The following is an 18,078-nucleotide window of genomic DNA, read 5'->3' as shown; positions in this document are numbered from 1 at the left end:
TAGCGTCAATAAGTCCTGTAGCACGCCACAGCCCCCAAAAATACTGACCTCAAAGTCATCATTTGGTCATATTTACCCTTGGCGCTGGAGAATCGTGTGGTAATATACGCCACCCGCACGCCAAAATAGGCACTTAAAAAAGCGGGAACGATAATAATAATTAAACAAAAACCATAAATAATAAGAATAACAAAGCAGTAATACCCCCTATGATCGACCTTCATTCTTTGGACTTTGAGTCCGTACGTTTACAAAACCGTCTTGGGCGTTTAGTTGATGTTGATGTCTGTTGCCTGAACCTGGGCCAGCGTTTCGTTGTCATTCTTCAGGCCGCGGAAGGTGCACCTGCCGCTCTGATTGGAAAAAATGCCGAGCACTTTGCCTTTCAATTGCGTGAAAAATTGAGCGCGACTCCCGAGCAACTGGACTTTTTGCAAGTCAACAGTGGTGATGATGACCGCTGGTTACGCTGGCGCTTTCAGTGGGCTGGCAATACGCCATTAAAAGGCCATTGCGAAGTGCTGTCTGAAAAAGCCCGCAAGGGTTTGGTATGGGCGCATTTGAACCAGGACGAGATACGTTTTCACCGCTTTACCGCAGAGCGTGCTGCTGTCGCATAATCTCTGATGATACAACTTGATTCGTAGTGAGCTCTGTTCTTATGGGCTCACATAACAATAATAAAAACGATAAGAGGTGGCTATGAAACAGAACCTGCTTCCCGATATGGAACTACTGAGTGTCAAGGATCGTGACGGTAACCCCTGTGATATTGGTGTACAGGCGTTACGCCATGACGATGATACTTATATCTTTTTATCGGATATGAGCGAAGAGACGGTGATTGCCCGCAACTCGGCGGTGATTATCAATCAGTTGGTAAAGCGCTTGCGTTTAAACTATGAAAAAACGCAATTTGTTCGCCATGTTCATACCGCCCAAAGTGGCAGCCTGTTTGGCCGCTTCAATATTCAATGGGATGGTCTGGCAGTTGGTAGCTATACCTTCAACATGCTCAACAATTTGGATGAAGCCGATAGCATTCGTGAAGTCCTGTTTATGGGCGATGCGATGCCTATAGCGGCATAACCGATTCGCTTAATCGGATTTACTTTGTGGTCTTCTCTCTGCGGCTAACATAGCCCAGCAATGCCAGGAGTAGACCACAAAGCAACACCACCGGTGTTGATTGCCAATTCATAAACGGCGTTGCACCACGATAGGGCTGCACATTTCCCGTCAGCGTGGTTTTCACAAACTGTTCTGTTTCTACCTCAACCTTACCCTGTGGATTAATAATGGCACTGATACCGTTATTGGTGCCGCGAATCATATAGCGTCCGGTTTCCAGTGCTCGCATGCGTGCCATTTGCATATGCTGGATGGGCCCCAGTGAATGGCCAAACCAGGCATCGTTGCTGATGGTTAACAAGACTTCAGTATTGTGCGCGCTACTGGCGACCAAATCCGGGTACACCACTTCATAACACAGGGCAGGGGCCAAACGGTTGGCACCTATCTGTAGGCCGCGTTGTTGATCGGGGCCGGGGTAGATAATGGATGTCGGTAAATTAAAAAACTGAATGGTACCGCGCAGTAAATCCTCTAACGGTACATATTCACCAAAGGGAACCAGGCGGCGTTTGTGATACAGGCCGGTTGCTGTGCCCAAGCCGTTGATACTGTTATAAACCTTGGCGGCCTGGCGATCATCATAGAGTATGCCGGTGATTAATCCGGTATTGGTTTCAGCTGCGCGGCGGTGCATATCTTCCAGAAACGGCAGCGCGCGGTGGTAGGTCATGGGGATCGCGGCTTCTGGCCAAATCACCCAATCCTGCTGCCATAAAGGCTCGGTCAATTCGGTATAGCGCTCCAGTGTCGGCAGTAGGAAATCCGGTTGCCACTTTTTTTCCTGCGGAATATTGGCCTGCACTATTCCGACTGAGACTGTCTGGCCTGTCGGCTGGGTCCAGCTTTGCGTTTGCAGAGCCGCGCCTGTTATCCACAACAATAGGGGTAAAGCTAACCACAGGAAGCGACGATTTAATGCGCTGTAAACCACAGCGCCAGCGCTGAGGCTAAGAACCAGGCTAAGACCGAATACGCCGGTCACAGGTGCCCAACCCGCCAATACCGTATCCAGTTGACTGTAGCCGATAAATAACCAGGGAAAGCCCGTTAACAACCAGCTACGCAACCATTCCCCCAGTACCCAGATAACCGGAAAGGCCAGCGGGATGCTCCACCGATGCTGGTTAAACCAGCGGCCATAGGCATAAAAGGGTAGGCTGAATACCTGCGCCAGGCCAGCGACAAACAGGGCGGTTAACACCGTGGCAAGCCAGATCGGGGCATAACCAAAATCATGGATACTGACCCACACCCAGGAGGCACCGACACCGAATAATCCAACCCCACTCCACCAGCTGCGCCATAGGGCCTGCTTGCCAGATAATCCTTGCAGCAGCCAGACCAGCAGGGCGGGCCCGAGTATTGCCAGGGGCCAGAGATCAAACGGCGCCAGCGCCAAGGGGATAAGTGCACCGCTGAGAGTGGCCAGGCCATTAGCCTGCCAGGTCTTAAGGCGTATAACGGAAAGGCTGGAAGTGGGTGTAGAGGTACTATTAATTGGGGTATCCATCCGTGTATGGGTATTTCTTATTCAGAGACTGTAGTTATTCAGTGACGACGTTTTGCTAAATTCTATACTTATTCTGTTGCAGACTGATAAAATTTTCGCCCTTTGCCGTTATTGATATGATTCGAGGCCACTATGTCCGACACCCCTATGACAGATATCAATCCAGAGATTCCATCCTTACGTGATGCCACCCTGAGCCTGGAAGCGGGAGTCGCTACCCTGACCTTCCAGCGTCACGATGTACGCAATGCCCTAACCGGTACCGGGCTGGTAGATGATATTGTCGATACTGCTGAATGGGTTAATCGCAATAGTGATGTTTCAGTCCTGATTATCACCGGAGAGGGATCGGCTTTTTCAGCCGGTGGTAACGTTAAGGAAATGGCTGATCGCTCAGGTGCTTTCGCCGGTGATGTTGCCGAACAGGCCGAACGCTATCGCCAGGGCATCCAGCGTATGCCATTGGCGGTGACAAAGATCGAAGTGCCGGTGATTGCGGCAGTGAATGGGCCAGCCATTGGCGCCGGCTTTGATCTGGCCAATATGTGTGATATTCGCCTAGCCTCGAACAAGGCAAAATTTGGTGAAACCTTTGTTAATTTAGGTATTATCCCCGGCGATGGAGGTGCCTGGTTTTTACAACGTTTAATTGGTTACCAAAAAGCCGCCGAGTTGACCTTTACCGGCCGTGTGATTGATGCCTTAGAGGCACAGCAATTGGGGATAGTGCTTGAGGTGACTGAGCCAGATCAGCTGCTCGATAAAGCACGGGTGATGGCGCAAGAAATTGCTGCCAAACCTGCTGGTGCACTGCGTTTAACCAAGCGGCTGATGAAAATGGCTCAACGTCAGGAACTACCGGATTTCCTTGACCTGTGTGCTGTTTTCCAGGGCATCTGCCATAACGATCCGGATCACCTTAAAGCCGTTAATGCCATGTTGGAGGCAATGAAGAAGTAATGCAGAAAAGTATCATCCTGGTGGGAATGCCCGGTGCTGGTAAAAGTACCCTGGGTATACAACTGGCTAAAAAACTGGCACTCAATTTTGTGGATACCGACTTGCTGATTCAATTGCAGGCCGGTTGTCCGTTACAGCATATCCTTGATGAGCAGGGCTATCAGGCGTTGCGCGATGTAGAAGAAAAAGTCCTGCTGGATAATAAATTCCCCGGCTTTGTCGTCGCTACCGGTGGCAGTGCCGTCTATAGCGAAAAGGGTATGCAGCACCTGAAACAGTACGGCCCGGTGGTATTTCTCGACGTACCGCTGGACGAATTGCGCAACCGTATTGATGACTACGAAACCCGCGGTATTGCCAAGCGTCCAGAGCAAAGCTTTAACGAGTTGTTTGAAGAGCGCCTTTCTCTGTACAACAAATACGCGGATATCACCATTAACTGCGATAGCCGCGATCAAAACAGTTTGCTGGCAGAAATCGTACGAAGCGCCCAAGCCGGGGTCTGACCCTGCGGGTCAGACCCCATTGCTTGCGAGAATCTGGCTTTAGTATTTTAAATACGGGGTACGACCCGCAGGGTCGGACCCCTAGCTCCCCTTCTTACATTGTGCTAGAGCGGGAGTTGGGTTGTGTATTTAACTTGTTTTAGGGCGAAGGTGGAGTTTACTGACGCCACATTAGGTAAGTGCACCAGGGTTTGTTTTAGCAGCACTTCATAATCACTCACACTGTTTACCACAATGCGCAACATATAATCCTTGTCGCCGGTGGTGGAATAGCACTCAACGATTTCCTTGATATCCATCACCGCCGATTCAAAGGCGTTGAGGGACTCTTCATCGTGGCTTTTGATGGTCAGGTAGGCGTGAACGGTAACGCCTCGATTAAGTTTGTGTGGATCGAGCAGTGTGACTTTACCGCGAATATAGCCTTCACTTTCCAAGCGTTTGATACGTCGCCAGCAGGGAGTATGGGACAGGCCGACAATATCGCCGAGCTCATTCATGGAATAGTCAGCGTTTTCCTGCAGAGCGCGTAGGATTTTTAAATCAAAATCATCAAGTTCGTTGGAGATTGTCATGGTGAGGCGTTCTTCAATATCGGTTATCCTTTATAATAACCGAGATTTCCATCTGTTGTGAGTAATACCCCATGTTTGAGCAGCTGCAAGCACTTCCCGCCGATCCTATTTTGGGTTTATCTGCCGCCTACCAGCAGGATACCAATCCTTTAAAAGTGGATCTGGGGGTGGGAGTGTATAAAGATGAGCAGGGTAATACTCCTGTACTCAGCGCTATACGCAAGGCGCAGCAGCGTTTGCATACTGAAGAAACCTCGAAAGCCTACCTGCCACCTGTCGGGCCCGCGGGATTTAATGAGCAGATGCAAAACCTGATTTTCGGTGCTGATCATACTGCTCAACAGGATGGTCGTGTGCATACCGTTCAAACCCCCGGCGGTTGTGGTGCGCTGAGGGTGGCTGCCGAGCTGATTCAATTGGCCAAACCCGGCGCCAGTATTTGGGTAAGTACACCCACTTGGGCTAACCATGTGCCATTGCTGGGCAGTGCCGGTTTGCAGCTTAAGGAATACCCTTACTACGATGCAGATACTCAGGCGGTTAATTTTGATGCCATGATGGCAAGCCTGGAAAAGGTGCCTGCGGGTGACCTGGTGTTGTTGCATGGTTGCTGTCATAACCCCTGTGGTACGGATCTGGATCAAGGTCAGTGGCAACAGGTAGCGGAGCTTGCCAACAAAAATGGTTTTACGCCGTTTATCGATATGGCCTACCAGGGTTTTGGTGACAGTGTCGAGGAAGATGCTTATGGTGTGCGCCTGTTGGCGGAAAAGGTGCCTGAGTTATTGGTCGCCAGTTCCTGCTCGAAGAACTTTGGCCTTTACCGTGAGCGCACCGGTGCCATCAGTTTTATGGGCAGTAATGCCACCAATGCCGACAATGTGAAAAGCCAGATTTTAAAAGTGGCTCGTGGTATTTATTCCATGCCACCGTCACACGGTGCTCAATTGGTTGATATCGTTTTGGGCGATTCGGCGTTGCATCAACAGTGGTTGAATGAAGTCGCAGAGATGCGTGAGCGTATTAAGGATCTACGTGAAGCTTTAGCCAGCGCGTTGGCGTCCACCGCGGACTTTAGTTTTATCCCGCGTCAGCGTGGCATGTTTTCCTTCTTGGGTTTAAGTCCACTGCAGGTACAGCGTCTGCGTGAAGAATTCAGTGTCTATATGGTGGATTCAAGCCGTATTAATATTGCTGGCATTAACCAAAAGAACTTGGCCTATCTGGCCGATTCCATTGCCAAAGTTCTTTAGTCAATGCTTGGGGTCTGACCCTGCGGGTCAGACCCCGCTGCTTGCGAGACTCTAGCTTAAGTTTTCTTAATTCGGGGTACGACCCGCAGGGTCGGACCCCTCGCTTCGATCCCTCGTTTCGATCCCTTGCTTCCTGCAAAAACCTTATCCTCGCCTATACTGAAGTTAAACGATACAGATTAGCTAGCGACGGGATACCCGGGATCTGACCCTGCCTATCTTTCCAATTTCTCCCGCCCAGCATTCAGCAGACAAGGACATCCTGTGGGGGACCTACTTACCGATATTTATTTAAGTGAACCGGCTTTACGTCTGGTTATTGCGGTGTTTATTGGTGGCGCTATTGGTTTTGATCGCGCCTACCGTGGACGCGCGGCGGGCTTCAGGACCCATATTCTGGTTTGCCTAGCATCCACCGTCTTGATGTTGATGATGGACTTTCCCTGGTTAGGTATTCACACCGACTACACCGAACTCGTTCGTGTCGATCCCACCCGCATGGCCCAGGGCATTATGACTGGCATTGGTTTTTTAGGTGCCGGTGTGATTATGCAGGATAAACAAAGTGTTCGCGGTTTAACGACGGCGGCCTCTATTTGGGTAACTGCAGCCATTGGTATTATGATCGGTGCCGGTTTTTATTCTGCAGCATTTGCGGCCGCCATTTTGACCTTGATTACGCTGGCTGTATTTAACCGTTTAATTGATGTTTTGCCCATTCGCCACTATGCCCTGCTGGTCATGAGCTTTAAACGTCATGAATGTTTAAGTGAAGACGAGGTGCGGCAATTATTAAAGCAACAAAAAACCGTGATCAGTAACCTGACCTATAAGCTCGATGACGATGGTAATGTGATGACTTACCGAATGACTGTGCGCTCGACCCATCGCGATTATATTCGCAATATTGCCCAACAGTGTTTAAAGCTGGATCACCTGCAAGGCTTTACTCTGCAACCTCTAGGCGACTAACTTTCCGGGGGCAGACCCTGCGGGTCTGACCCCACTGCTTGCGCTACACTAAAGACGGGGTACGACCCGCAGGGTCGGACCCCTTAGTTTTTCAAGACCCCTTAGTTTTGGGGATCGTTTTTGTCTTGGGTGCGGTACGCGCTGGGGGATAAGCCAGTCCATTTCTGAAATGCGCGGGTAAATGATCGACCTTCGGTAAAGCCGACATGCTCTGCAATTTCATCAACGGTAAGTTTTTCCTTTAACAGTTTTTCAATGGCGGTATCCCGACGCAGGTTATCTTTCAGGGTTTGGAAGTGGGTGCCTTCGGCGCGCAGTTTACGACGCAAGGTTTGCGGGCTGGTGTGGAGTTGCTTGGCAATCGCATCAAAGGTCGGCCATTCATGAAAGGGTAGCTGACGCAGGTGGTTGTTGATTTTACTGGTGACACTGCTGTCCTGGCCGGGGATGGTCATCAAGTCCATGGGCGAGCGCTGTAAAAACTGTTTGATTTCAGCGCGGTTGCGAATCAGGCGCTCGGATAAATACTTGCGATTAAAGTACAAGCGGTTGTGGGAAGTGTTGGCTTCGTATTGGCAGCGAAACAACAGATTGAATTCATCCTCGTAATCACTCGGCGAGTAGGTGAGTGTGGTTTTATGCAGGGGGATGGGATGACCGATATACCAGCAGGCGAAGCGGTGCCAGATCACCAGCCAGAACTCCAGGTAGAAGCATTTTTCGTCCAGCGCTTGCTGATGTTCAAAGACAATATCCAAATAGACCCAGTCGCCGTCGGCATCGCTTTCTTCACCGAGTGTCATAGTGAGCTCTTCGGTGATGGTGTTGTAAAAGCGGCAACCTTCGCTCAATAGGCCGTGCAGGGTATCGCAACGGTGTACCAAGTCGACCATTAAAGCAAAGGTGCCGTACTTACTGCGTTGCTGGGTAAAACCCATAAATTCGTCGTCGAGCTGTAACCAAATGGCTTGAATCAGCTTGGTTAGCTGGGTTTCTCGTACCCGAGCCTGGGGGATGCCCAACCATGCCGGGGGAATACCTGCGTCTTGCAGGAGTTTATCCGTGTCCAGTCCCTGTCGCTGAGCGCCATACAGGGCATTGGCGACGTAATGTATACCGATAGTTGCCATTGCTGCATTCTACGCCCTCACACGCTGTGGGGGTAGCCGTGATCGTTTTCGCCTGTGCAAACGGTGCTTTTTGCCCTGTCGGCAGTGAGCTAGAGTTAGATAATGGATGTGAAATAAACACTGTACGAGATAGCGCTATGAACTTTACGCCGACCGAAGAGCAACAAATGATTCAGGATACCGCCCGCCAGTTTGCCGAGGCAGAGTTGGCGCCTGTGGCGGCTGAGCTGGATGTAACCGGCGGCCGGGAGATTTTACTGGCTAACCTGAAAAAGCTCGCTGAGCTTGGCTTTATGGGGCTCAATGTCAAAGCCGAATACGGTGGTACAGAAGCTGGGGTGATCGCGTTTAGTTTGGCGATGACCGAAATCGCTCGCGGCTGCGCCTCGACAGCGGTGACTATGTCGGTAACCAATATGGTCGCAGAAGTCATTCAGGCTGTGGGTAATGAAGAACAGCAACAGCGTTATATCCCTAAAATCTGCAGCGGTGAATATCCTGCCGGCGGTTTTTGTTTGACCGAAACTACGGCAGGATCTGATCCGGCGGGCATGAAGACGCGTGCGGTTCGCGACGGTGATGAGTATGTACTGAACGGCAGCAAAATGTTTATTACCAGTGCAGAATATGCCGGCGTGTTTGTGGTGTGGGCGGTTACCAATCCGGATGCGCCTAAGGGTAAAGGTATTTCCTGTTTCCTGGTTGAGCGACAAACACCGGGCCTTATCGTTGCGCCAGCAGAGCACAAGATGGGACAAAAGGCCTCGGCCACAAACGAAGTGCGTTTTGAAAACTGCCGTGTACCTGCCTCCGCATTAATGGGCAAGGAAAACGATGGTTTCCGTATTGCGGTGGGCGAGCTGGCTGGTGGTCGTATTGGCGTTGGTTCTATGGCCTTGGGTATCGGATTAGCGGCGATGGATTACGCCACAAAATATATCTCTGAACGCGAACAGTTTGGCCAACCGCTGGCCAACATGCAGGGCTTGCAGTGGATGCTGGCCGAACGCTATACCGAACTGGAAGCTGCGCGTTTACTATTGCTTAGCGCTGCCCACGAAAAAGAGCAGGGTGTGTATTTCGGCACCAAAGCGTCGATGGCAAAACTGTTTGCCAGTGAGAAAGCCAATCAGGCCTGTTATACCGCACTGCAAATGGCTGGGGGCTATGGTTATACACAGGAGTTTCCGCTGGAGCGTTATGCGCGGGATGTTCGTATAACCTCGATTTATGAAGGTACCAGTGAAATTCAGAAAGTGATTATTGCACGCGATATATTAAAAACTGTGGGGTAATTCGATGGGGTCTGACCCGCAGGGTCAGACCCCGGACGGTGCTGAACTTTTGCTTAAGTGTCTGACAATAAAGGTGGAACCCAGGACGCTACTTAACAAAATGGTTGCGGCAATCGGCAGTAAGGTATCACTTTGCATATAGGTGCTGATACTGCCCAGGATGGCGCCCATCAAAAAGGTTGAACAACCAAACAGGGCATTGGCCGTACCGGAATGGTGTGGGTAGTGATCCAAATACAGGGATTGGTTATTGCCGTAAATAAAACCAATGCTGCCAATAATCCACATAAACAAGGCGATAATTATCACCAGGCTGGGCGTGGTGTGATATACCGTTAAAAACAAGGTAACGGTGGCCAGTAACTGGGAAATACAGCCTGCGCGCAAAATAGTTTCGCGACTGTAGTGTTTCAGCAGATGAATATTGATGCGGTTGGCCAACATAATACTGGTGACGATGGTGGCAAAATACAGCGCGAATCGATTGGTATCCACTCCATAATAATCGGTCATGATATAGGCGGCGTGGGTAATAAAGGTAAACAGAATACCGCTGATTAACGCCTGACCGATAAGATGGGGAAGTGCTGCCCGCTGGCGAAAAACTTCGGTGTAACCCTGCCACATATGTTGAATCAGTGAGCTTGCACTTTTATTGGGTGGATGGCCTGAGGGAATATAAAAGGCGAGTACCACGAGTAAAAGCAGGGAATAGGCTAACAAAAAACCGAAGATCATTTGCCAATTACCCAGCGCAAGAATTGCTGCACCCACAGCCGGAGCAATAAGCGGTGCGACCATCATAATCATGCCGATCATGGAAAAGATGGTGGCGCTGTCGCGACCGGAGTAGTTATCCCTGACAATGGCTGCTACAACAACGGTGGCAAAGCCTCCACCCAATGCTTGTAAAAAGCGCCAAAGAACCAGTTCCGACAGGGTATCACTGTGCATTATTTGCAGCGCGCACAGGCTGAAAAACACCAATCCACAGCCAGCAATAATTTTCCGGCCATACCGATCAGATAGCGGCCCGCCAAACAACTGGCCCAGGGCAAAACCCAACAGGTAGCTGCTAACCGTTTGTCCCATGGCCTGCACTTGAATATCCAGCTCACTGGCCATAACGGTAAAGGCTGGCAGATAGGTATCAATGGCAAAGGGCGTGAGTGCTACTAGCAGCGCTAACTGAAAGGCAAACAGCTTGGGGGGCGGGTTAGCGCTGGACATGGTTTTATGAGGCAGTCTTGGAAGCTTGGATTAAAGTGAGCCAGTGTAGCCCACTTTTAAAATTTAGACATCGCTAATGCAGCGGTTGCGGCCTTCATCCTTCGCTTGATAGAGCAGTTTATCGGCGCGGCTGATCAGTTCTTCAAATTCCTGGTCACCGGGTTGCAAACTGGTCACACCCATACTGGCGGTGAATTTAATGGCATTGCCTTCGTAGTCGAAGCTGGCCTCTTCAATGGCCTGGCGAATACGCTCGGCCAGTGCCAGGGCGCCTTTGCTATCGGTATCGGCACAGCAGATGGCGAATTCTTCGCCGCCAAAGCGAGCCAGAATATCCGATTCCCGGCCGGTATCCCGGCAGTATTGGGTCAGTTTAACCAGGGCCTGATCACCGGCGCCGTGGCCGAAGTTATCATTGATCTGTTTAAAGTGATCGACATCCAGCATGATCACCGATAATTGGCGGTTGTGGCGCAGGGATTTGGCAAATTCGGATTTTGCCAAATCGAAAAAGTAGCGGCGGTTATAGGCTTCGGTCAGTGGGTCGAGAGATGCCAGTTTACTCAGGCTCAGGTTGGCTTTTTCCAGGGCTTCCTGGCTTTCCTTCAAGCGCAGAGCCGAACGCATGCGGGCGGCTAATACCGGATAGATAAAGGGTTTGGCGATATAATCGTGAGCGCCGATGTCGATAGCGCCAATAATGGCATCGTCGGCATCATTGGCGGAGACCATAATCACGGGAATTTGGGCGAGAGAAGGTTCTTGCTTGAGGCGCTCAAGGGTTTCAGCGCCACTCCATCCAGGCATCATCATATCGAGCAGGATGATATCGGGCTTGTGGGCGAGAGCCTGTTTTAAGCATTCTTCGCCACTGTTGGCGGTCAACACCTCATGATCATCATCTTCGAGGTTGAAGCACAAGAGCTTGATATTGTCTTCGATGTCGTCAACTACCAGGACTTTCGCCATTAATGGCTCTCTCTTATCGGGCGTATAGCTCTTTTCAGTATAAGCGGAAATAGCTTATAGGCCAAAAATTACCACCAGTATTTGCCCCAGTTTTCGGGGTTGGCCCAGTGTTGGGGGTTATTCCAGCTGCGCTTACGGTTGTAATTGGCGATATGGTAACCATAGCTTTCCAGTTCTCGGCCTGTCTGAGTGAACTTCTGCAGGCGTTTAAACCCCAGGCCGATAAAATCATTGAACTGCCACTGTGAGCCAGGTTCGACCAGCAGCCAGATGTGGGGGCTGTGGTAATTGCGCAAGCTGGCTAATAGTTGAACACCCTGGGTTTTATCCTGCTGCTCTAAAAAATTACTGACAATGGCAAGGTCACAAGGCGGTGATGCCTGTAGTGCTTGCAGGTCGTTAATTTCATGCAGAGTGATGTGGTGTTCCTGGCAGTAGTGCTGCAGTGCTTCAAGCGGTTCGGCACTGCACAGAAGGATACTCGATGGGCTGGAGGCTTCCAGCAATGACAGCAGGGCGGTACTGGGTGTTTGACTGTCAGGTGGTTCTACTGCGTTGCTCAACTCTAACTCCTGTTCCGCTACGGTCCCTGTTCACATCATAATTCCTGCTCAAGATAGTTCAGCAGGGCGCGGCAAAAACAAAATACATCGTGTTCATCGAACAAGTCGTTGTTGGGGAACAACGGTGATACGCCGTCCTGGCGGGTAAAATAGCGTGTTCGTTGACTGACATTGTCACTGGCTTCGAGTAAAAATTCCAGTACATGATGAATAATGGTTTGCCAATCACCCTTATTAAATAAAGGGGCAGGGCAGTTAAACACCAGATGATCAATCATGTTGTTGGTCGGTTTTGCCAGTACTGGATCGGCTCCGTGGAGCTCATCGCGCAGGTATTTTAAAATGCGGGCGACCTGCTTGTATTTCTCACGACCATTGCGGCCGCTGGAATAGAACTGCTCTGGTTCACTGATATGGTGAAACCATCCCTGTGTGCACGTATTCACGTGTTACCCCCTTACCTCAACCCCTTGCAGCATTGCAGCTTGGCAATACTGATCTGCTTACACTTGCTGTGTTTGTTATTGGTCCCTGTGTGATCACTTAACGGCTAAGTATCACTACCTAGAGTGTAGACCGGTTTGCTAAAAACACAGGGCAATAACGACGTTTTTTAGTGGACTTTTTGTGGCGTAGTCGACAATTTTTCGTCACGCTTTGACGATTTTTTAGAGGCAGTGTTGGGGGGCGAATTGGGGATTGAGTTGGAGATTGAGTTAGGGAGTTTTTCGAGATCGATTTTTAAACGATTGACGACCCTGGACATGACTTCCATGGTCTGGGTAAGTTGATCAAGGGCCAGCAGAATATCTTCTTGATCGATAATGGTTTTATTCACAGGTAAACACCTCGGTTGTCGTCATCAAAAATGTCTAAAACTGTTATGTGGCAATAGGTATAACAGTCTATTAACGCTGGTCAGCGCAAAAGGTTGACCAGTGTTAATGACACAGCGTTACTTGCACAGTGCAATTTGCACCCAGGCTGCCTGTACGGGCAGGCCTTTCAAATTTCGCTTGTTAGGATCAACGACAACGGGGCTTGGGTGTTCGAACCTCAGCCCCATTTAATCCTGTGTGTTAGTCCCAGCTCAGTGCACCTGATTGCTGGTACTCGGTGACCTTGGTTTCAAAGAAGTTCTTTTCTTTGCGCAGGTCCATAATTTCACTCATCCATGGGAACGGGTTTTGAATGCCCGGCCACATTTCTGCCAAACCGATCTGGGCCAGACGACGGTTACCGATAAACTTCAGGTACTCGATCATCATGGTGGAGTTCATGCCCAGTACGCCGCGTGGCATCATGTCACGGGCAAACTCGGATTCCAGCATTACCGCTTCGGCAATCATCTTGCGCGCGGTTTCCTGCATTTCGGCATCCCACAGCTCGGGGCTTTCCAATTTGATCTGGTTGATCAAATCGATACCGAAGTTCAGGTGCATGGACTCGTCACGCAGAATGTACTGGAACTGCTCGGCGACACCGGTCATCTTGTTCTGACGACCCATGGACAGAATGGCGGTAAAACCACAGTAGAAGAAAATACCCTCGGCGCCGACGTAGTAGCTGATCAGGTTCTTTAGAAACTCGGTGTCAGCTTCCTTGGTACCGGTTGTGAATTCTGGACGGTTGATCGTCTCGGTGTGTTTCAGGCTCCAGGCTGCTTTACGGGCAACGCTGGGTTGCTCCTGGTACAGGTTCCAGATTTCACTTTCGTCCATACCCATGGACTCAATGCAGTACTGGTAGGAGTGAGCGTGAATCAATTCTTCACGGAACTGCAGACCGATGTAGAAGCGAGCTTCCGGTGCGGTAATGTGCTTGTAGATAGACAGCAGCAGGTTATTGGCCACAACCGTATCAGCGGTAGAGAAGTAACCCAGGCCCATTTTCACAATGCGGCGCTCGTCGTCACTCAGACCATCCTGACTTTTCCACATGGCCACATCTTTGGCCATATTGATTTCCTGCGGCATCCAGTGGTTTTGGCTGCCGTCCAGGTATTTCTGCCAAGCCCAATCATATTTAATGGGGACAACCTGGTTGACATCGCTGTTGCCGTTAATGATGCGCTTGTCTTCCGCGCGCACACGGGTGCCGGTCATTTTCAGATCGGCCAGGCCAGCGGCCAGCTCTTCGGCGTTCAGGTCAACGTCATTAAATACATCGACAGCCGGTGGTACAGAGTCCATGGCGGGTTCTGCAGCAACAGGTGCCGCAGGTGCAGGGTTCTGAACCTGTTGTGGGGCTTCTACTTTAGGTGCTTCCGCTGCAGGGGCAGAGGAAACTACCGGGGCGAGTGCAACTTCTTCTTCAGAATATTCGTCCCAACTCAACATGGTCTATTTGTCCTTCCAGAGTTTTTGTTTTTGTAGTTATTCGTGGTTTGTCTTGGCTAAAAGCTTGGCAAAAGTCCAGCTAGGCGTGCCTTATTGGCACGCCTCACAGTCTGGATCATCCAGCGAGCAGGCCTTAGGTACAGGCGCTGCCTGTGGTGCCGCTTGAGGTGCCGCTGCTGCGCTGCTTGCTGCAGGTGCAGTTGCTGATACCGCATTCATCGTACCTGTCTCAATGGTGGACTTCTCGGTAGATGTTGCTGCCAGAGCACGCAGGTAGTAAGTGGTTTTCAGACCACGGAACCAGGCCATGCGATAGGTGATATCCAGTTTCTTACCGTTAGCTTCGCCGATGTACAGATTCAAACTCTGGGCCTGATCGATCCACTTCTGACGACGGCTGGCGGCATCAACAATCCAGCGCGGCTCGATTTCGAACGCGGTGGAGTACTTGGCTTTCAGGTCGGCCGGGATGCGGTCGATCTTCTGTACAGAACCTTCGTAGTATTTCAGGTCGTTAACCATCACGCTGTCCCACAGACCACGATCTTTCAGGTCGTGAACCAGGTATGGGTTAACCACGGTGAACTCACCGGACAGGTTGGATTTCACATACAGGTTTTGGTAAGTCGGTTCGATCGACTGGGAAACACCGGTAATGTTGGCAATGGTTGCGGTTGGTGCAATCGCCATCACGTTGGAGTTACGCATACCTTGTTGCTTAACTTTTGCACGCAGGCCGTCCCAATCCAGGGTTTGGCTGCGGTCAACTTCAATAAAGTTCGGGCCACGGCTTTCCACCAGCTTCTTGATGGAGTCGATAGGCAGAATGCCCTGATCCCACAGCGAACCTTCAAAGGTAGAGTAGGCACCACGCTCGGCAGCCAGCTCACTGGAAGACTCGATCGCATGGTAGCTGATGGCTTCCATGGAGCGATCGGCAAACTCAACGGCTTCATCGGAACCGTAGGCAATGCCCATCTTGTAGATGGCATCCTGGAAGCCCATCAGACCCAGACCAACAGGGCGGTGGCGCATGTTGGAGGTACGCGCCGCTTCAACCGAGTAGTAGTTAATGTCGATAACGTTATCGAGCATACGTACTGCGGTTTTAATGGTTTTTTCCAGCTTGGCGTTATCCAGCTTACCGTCAACAACGTGTTGTGCCAGGTTCACAGAACCCAGGTTACATACCGCGATTTCGTCGTTGGCTTTGGTATTCAGCGTAATTTCAGTACACAGGTTTGAGCTGTGAACAACACCAACATGCTGCTGCGGGCTACGCAGGTTACAGCTGTCTTTAAAGGTGATCCATGGGTGGCCGGTTTCAAACAGCATGCCCAGCATCTTGCGCCACAGGTCAACGGCTTTCACTTTCTTGGCCAGTTTAATCTCACCGGCAGCCGCTTTGGCTTCGTACTCGGCGTAGCGCTCTTCAAACGCGGTGCCGTACAGATCGTGCAGATCAGGTACATCGTTTGGTGAGAACAGGGTCCATTCCTTGTCTTCGAAGACGCGCTTCATAAACAGGTCAGGCACCCAGTTGGCGGTGTTCATATCGTGGGTACGACGACGGTCGTCACCGGTGTTCTTACGCAGGTCGAGGAATTCCTCAACATCGATGTGCCAGGTTTCCAGATAGGCACATACCGCACCCTTACGCTTACCACCCTGGTTTACGGCAACGGCAGTATCGTTGGCGACTTTCAGGAAAGGTACAACACCCTGGGATTTACCGTTGGTGCCTTTAATATAGGAACCCAGACCGCGAACAGGAGTCCAGTCGTTACCCAGACCACCGGCCCACTTGGACAGCATTGCGTTGTCTTGCATGGCGCCGTAAATACCGTGCAGATCATCAGGTACGGTCGTCAGGTAGCAGGAAGACAGCTGTGGACGCAGGGTGCCAGCGTTAAACAGGGTTGGGGTAGAGCTCATGTAATCGAAAGAAGACAGCAGCTGGTAGAACTCAATTGCGCGCTCTTCTTTGTTCTCTTCTTCGATTGCTAGGCCCATGGCCACACGCATAAAGAAGACCTGTGGCAGTTCGATACGCACGCCTTCTTCGGTGTGGATAAAGTAGCGGTCGTACAGGGTTTGCAGACCCAGGTAGGTAAACTGCAGATCGCGCTCAGGCAGCAGTGCCTGACCCAGTTTTTCCAGATCGTAGCTCAGCAGGTTTTCTGCCAGCAGCTCCAGGCGTACACCCAGCTTGATGTAGGACGCAAAGGCTTTCGGATAAACCTCAGTCATTTCCTCTTGGGTGGCGCTGGTGGCAGTACCCAAACGATTCAGGGCTTCGGTACGCAGTTTGTCCAGCAACAGACGGGCAGTGGCGAAAGAGTAGTTAGGCTCTTTCTCTACCAGGGTACGGGCGGTGATCACCAGCGAGGTGTTCACATCATCCAGAGATACACCGTCGTACAGGTTACGCATGGCTTCGTCGAGGATTGCATCGGCATCCACATCGGTCAGGCCAGCGCAGGCTTCGCTAACGATGGTACGTACGCGGGCCATATCCAGTGGCGCAGTGCTGCCATCGGCCAGGGTTACCTTAACGCTTGGGTACTTGCTGTCGGCTTCTGATTGTTTGGTATCGGCACGCAGACGGGCGTGCTCTTCACGGTAGAGTACATAGTCACGGGCAACCTTGTGCTCGCCACCACGCATCAGGGTCAGTTCAACCTGATCCTGTACGTCTTCAATATGAATAGTACCGCCAGAAGGCATACGGCGTTTAAAGGTCGCAGAGATTTGTTCTGTCAGACCGGCAACCGTCTCGTGGACACGACTGGAGGCTGCAGCAGTTCCCCCTTCAACAGCCAAAAAGGCTTTTGTCATTGCCACAGCGATTTTGCCTTCGTCGTAAGGTACGACGGTGCCATTGCGCTTGATAACGCGCAGCTGGCCAGGGGTGGTGGCGGACACCGTAGTAGCGCTGGTTTTTGCGCCTTCGGTCGCCGGGGTTGTGGTGGTTTCTGCAGTCACTCCAGTGTCTGTTGTGTGCATGTACGTCTCCGCGTGCTTTGCGATTTAAGTCAATGTGTAAATGTTGTTACGTCCACAAGGGTTATCCCATGTGGTTTATCCCCAACCTTTCAATCAGCAACGGCCAAAGCACCCAAGACCGGAATCTAAATCACACCGTTGTGATATAGAGCCCCAGGGCAGTTGCTGGCAAAAGGTAGTAATTTGTTCGGCCTGAGTTACGTTGTTAACTCTCTGGTCTGAAATACTCTTAGAGCGCAGAAGGTGATATCGGATTAGACACTTGTTCTTTTTATAACCGATCACTCTAACAGCCCATCCATTTGCAATAATTGAGTAATTTCAGTGGCTTACACGCCGTTGTGTAAGTCCAACCTTAATTTCCGTACCGTTTCTGTCGTAACCCCTATATCTTGGGGTGCGCCAGATAATGGATACAAGATAATGCGGTTTAGCGTCTTTTGCAAGGCAATGAATCTGGTGGTTTCTTGTGGATAAAATGTGAGTAACAGCGTTTGTCAGTAGCCACTAATCTGCGGATGCTTGTGCTTATTAGGTTGGGAAATTCACTGATTATTTAGTGATCAGATATAATTTTTCTTTCTATTGTGGATAGATATTTATAGCGTTTCATTTTTGTTGCGGTTTTATAACAGC

At 50.6% G+C, this 18,078-nt stretch carries 17 protein-coding genes; 7 read left to right on the top strand and 10 right to left on the bottom strand.

Annotated features, from left to right (window positions below):
* Positions 1-209: 209 nt before the first annotated feature.
* Entirely contained in the window at positions 210-620 is a 411-nt protein-coding gene (locus tag ACGHZ6_RS17235; protein ID WP_390615245.1) for a hypothetical protein, read from the top strand.
* An 82-nt stretch (positions 621-702) separates the two neighbouring features.
* On the top strand, positions 703-1,089 hold the full coding sequence (locus ACGHZ6_RS17230; RefSeq protein WP_390615244.1) for a hypothetical protein: 387 nt from the start codon (positions 703-705) through the stop codon (positions 1,087-1,089).
* Between the two features lie 19 nt (positions 1,090-1,108).
* On the opposite strand, the gene lnt is transcribed toward ACGHZ6_RS17230, so the two are convergent.
* The gene (lnt, locus tag ACGHZ6_RS17225) at positions 1,109-2,644 is read right to left on the bottom strand and encodes an apolipoprotein N-acyltransferase (RefSeq protein ID WP_390615243.1); all 1,536 of its coding nucleotides are present in this window, start codon (positions 2,642-2,644) and stop codon (positions 1,109-1,111) included.
* Positions 2,645-2,776: 132 nt separating this feature from the next.
* Here lnt and ACGHZ6_RS17220 point away from each other — a divergent pair, with 132 nt between their 5' ends.
* The gene (locus ACGHZ6_RS17220) at positions 2,777-3,604 is read left to right on the top strand and encodes an enoyl-CoA hydratase-related protein (RefSeq protein ID WP_390615242.1); all 828 of its coding nucleotides are present in this window, start codon (positions 2,777-2,779) and stop codon (positions 3,602-3,604) included.
* Positions 3,604-4,110: a shikimate kinase gene (locus tag ACGHZ6_RS17215; protein ID WP_390615241.1), complete on the top strand. Its 507-nt coding sequence runs from the start codon at positions 3,604-3,606 to the stop codon at positions 4,108-4,110. The genes ACGHZ6_RS17220 and ACGHZ6_RS17215 overlap by 1 nt, the downstream gene beginning before the upstream one ends.
* 104 nt (positions 4,111-4,214) lie before the next feature.
* Here the strand turns inward: ACGHZ6_RS17215 and ACGHZ6_RS17210 are convergent, their stop codons facing one another.
* Positions 4,215-4,685 (bottom strand): Lrp/AsnC family transcriptional regulator, encoded by a 471-nt coding sequence (locus ACGHZ6_RS17210; protein WP_390615240.1) that lies wholly within the window; start codon positions 4,683-4,685, stop codon positions 4,215-4,217.
* A 71-nt stretch (positions 4,686-4,756) separates the two neighbouring features.
* On the opposite strand from ACGHZ6_RS17210, the gene ACGHZ6_RS17205 reads away from it, so the two are divergent.
* Positions 4,757-5,938, top strand: a complete 1,182-nt coding sequence (locus ACGHZ6_RS17205) for an aromatic amino acid transaminase (protein ID WP_390615239.1) — start codon at positions 4,757-4,759, stop codon at positions 5,936-5,938.
* A 264-nt stretch (positions 5,939-6,202) separates the two neighbouring features.
* The gene (locus ACGHZ6_RS17200; protein WP_390615238.1) at positions 6,203-6,910 is read left to right on the top strand and encodes an MgtC/SapB family protein; all 708 of its coding nucleotides are present in this window, start codon (positions 6,203-6,205) and stop codon (positions 6,908-6,910) included.
* 101 nt (positions 6,911-7,011) lie between these two features.
* Here the strand turns inward: ACGHZ6_RS17200 and ACGHZ6_RS17195 are convergent, their stop codons facing one another.
* The gene (locus tag ACGHZ6_RS17195; protein WP_390615237.1) at positions 7,012-8,040 is read right to left on the bottom strand and encodes an AraC family transcriptional regulator ligand-binding domain-containing protein; all 1,029 of its coding nucleotides are present in this window, start codon (positions 8,038-8,040) and stop codon (positions 7,012-7,014) included.
* A 137-nt stretch (positions 8,041-8,177) separates the two neighbouring features.
* On the opposite strand from ACGHZ6_RS17195, the gene ACGHZ6_RS17190 reads away from it, so the two are divergent.
* Positions 8,178-9,335, top strand: coding sequence for an acyl-CoA dehydrogenase family protein (locus tag ACGHZ6_RS17190; protein WP_390615236.1), 1,158 nt, complete (start codon positions 8,178-8,180; stop codon positions 9,333-9,335).
* A 24-nt stretch (positions 9,336-9,359) separates the two neighbouring features.
* Here the strand turns inward: ACGHZ6_RS17190 and ACGHZ6_RS17185 are convergent, their stop codons facing one another.
* The 7 genes from ACGHZ6_RS17185 to ACGHZ6_RS17155 form a co-directional block, all read right to left on the bottom strand.
* The gene (locus ACGHZ6_RS17185; RefSeq protein ID WP_390615235.1) at positions 9,360-10,565 is read right to left on the bottom strand and encodes a multidrug effflux MFS transporter; all 1,206 of its coding nucleotides are present in this window, start codon (positions 10,563-10,565) and stop codon (positions 9,360-9,362) included.
* Between the two features lie 63 nt (positions 10,566-10,628).
* The gene (locus tag ACGHZ6_RS17180) at positions 10,629-11,534 is read right to left on the bottom strand and encodes a diguanylate cyclase (RefSeq protein WP_390615234.1); all 906 of its coding nucleotides are present in this window, start codon (positions 11,532-11,534) and stop codon (positions 10,629-10,631) included.
* A gap of 68 nt (positions 11,535-11,602) precedes the next feature.
* On the bottom strand, positions 11,603-12,097 hold the full coding sequence (locus ACGHZ6_RS17175) for a DUF6231 family protein (protein WP_390615233.1): 495 nt from the start codon (positions 12,095-12,097) through the stop codon (positions 11,603-11,605).
* A 35-nt stretch (positions 12,098-12,132) separates the two neighbouring features.
* Entirely contained in the window at positions 12,133-12,543 is a 411-nt protein-coding gene (locus tag ACGHZ6_RS17170; protein WP_390615232.1) for a hypothetical protein, read from the bottom strand.
* Positions 12,544-12,710: 167 nt separating this feature from the next.
* On the bottom strand, positions 12,711-12,935 hold the full coding sequence (locus tag ACGHZ6_RS17165) for a hypothetical protein (RefSeq protein WP_390615230.1): 225 nt from the start codon (positions 12,933-12,935) through the stop codon (positions 12,711-12,713).
* Positions 12,936-13,176: 241 nt separating this feature from the next.
* Complete coding sequence (locus ACGHZ6_RS17160) at positions 13,177-14,436, bottom strand: ribonucleotide-diphosphate reductase subunit beta (protein WP_390615228.1); 1,260 nt, start codon at positions 14,434-14,436, stop codon at positions 13,177-13,179.
* A gap of 90 nt (positions 14,437-14,526) precedes the next feature.
* Positions 14,527-17,442, bottom strand: a complete 2,916-nt coding sequence (locus ACGHZ6_RS17155; protein WP_390615227.1) for a ribonucleoside-diphosphate reductase subunit alpha — start codon at positions 17,440-17,442, stop codon at positions 14,527-14,529.
* Positions 17,443-18,078: the final 636 nt, after the last annotated feature.

Source organism: Maricurvus nonylphenolicus, from assembly GCF_042854845.1.
In the GTDB taxonomy this organism is placed as follows: Bacteria; Pseudomonadota; Gammaproteobacteria; order Pseudomonadales; family Cellvibrionaceae; genus Maricurvus; species Maricurvus nonylphenolicus.
Note: the sequence above shows the minus strand (reverse complement) of the source record. Positions and strands in the feature narration are given on the sequence as shown.

What these genes read in the sequence shown, in the direction of transcription:
- ACGHZ6_RS17235 (WP_390615245.1), top strand. Translation starts at nt 210, where the DNA reads ATGATCGACCTTCATTCTTTGGACTTTGAGTCCGTACGTTTACAAAAC.
- ACGHZ6_RS17230 (WP_390615244.1), top strand. Translation starts at nt 703, where the DNA reads ATGAAACAGAACCTGCTTCCCGATATGGAACTACTGAGTGTCAAGGAT.
- lnt (WP_390615243.1), bottom strand. Translation starts at nt 2,644, where the DNA reads ATGGATACCCCAATTAATAGTACCTCTACACCCACTTCCAGCCTTTCC.
- ACGHZ6_RS17220 (WP_390615242.1), top strand. Translation starts at nt 2,777, where the DNA reads ATGTCCGACACCCCTATGACAGATATCAATCCAGAGATTCCATCCTTA.
- ACGHZ6_RS17215 (WP_390615241.1), top strand. Translation starts at nt 3,604, where the DNA reads ATGCAGAAAAGTATCATCCTGGTGGGAATGCCCGGTGCTGGTAAAAGT.
- ACGHZ6_RS17210 (WP_390615240.1), bottom strand. Translation starts at nt 4,685, where the DNA reads ATGACAATCTCCAACGAACTTGATGATTTTGATTTAAAAATCCTACGC.
- ACGHZ6_RS17205 (WP_390615239.1), top strand. Translation starts at nt 4,757, where the DNA reads ATGTTTGAGCAGCTGCAAGCACTTCCCGCCGATCCTATTTTGGGTTTA.
- ACGHZ6_RS17195 (WP_390615237.1), bottom strand. Translation starts at nt 8,040, where the DNA reads ATGGCAACTATCGGTATACATTACGTCGCCAATGCCCTGTATGGCGCT.
- ACGHZ6_RS17190 (WP_390615236.1), top strand. Translation starts at nt 8,178, where the DNA reads ATGAACTTTACGCCGACCGAAGAGCAACAAATGATTCAGGATACCGCC.
- ACGHZ6_RS17185 (WP_390615235.1), bottom strand. Translation starts at nt 10,565, where the DNA reads ATGTCCAGCGCTAACCCGCCCCCCAAGCTGTTTGCCTTTCAGTTAGCG.
- ACGHZ6_RS17180 (WP_390615234.1), bottom strand. Translation starts at nt 11,534, where the DNA reads ATGGCGAAAGTCCTGGTAGTTGACGACATCGAAGACAATATCAAGCTC.
- ACGHZ6_RS17160 (WP_390615228.1), bottom strand. Translation starts at nt 14,436, where the DNA reads ATGTTGAGTTGGGACGAATATTCTGAAGAAGAAGTTGCACTCGCCCCG.
- ACGHZ6_RS17155 (WP_390615227.1), bottom strand. Translation starts at nt 17,442, where the DNA reads ATGCACACAACAGACACTGGAGTGACTGCAGAAACCACCACAACCCCG.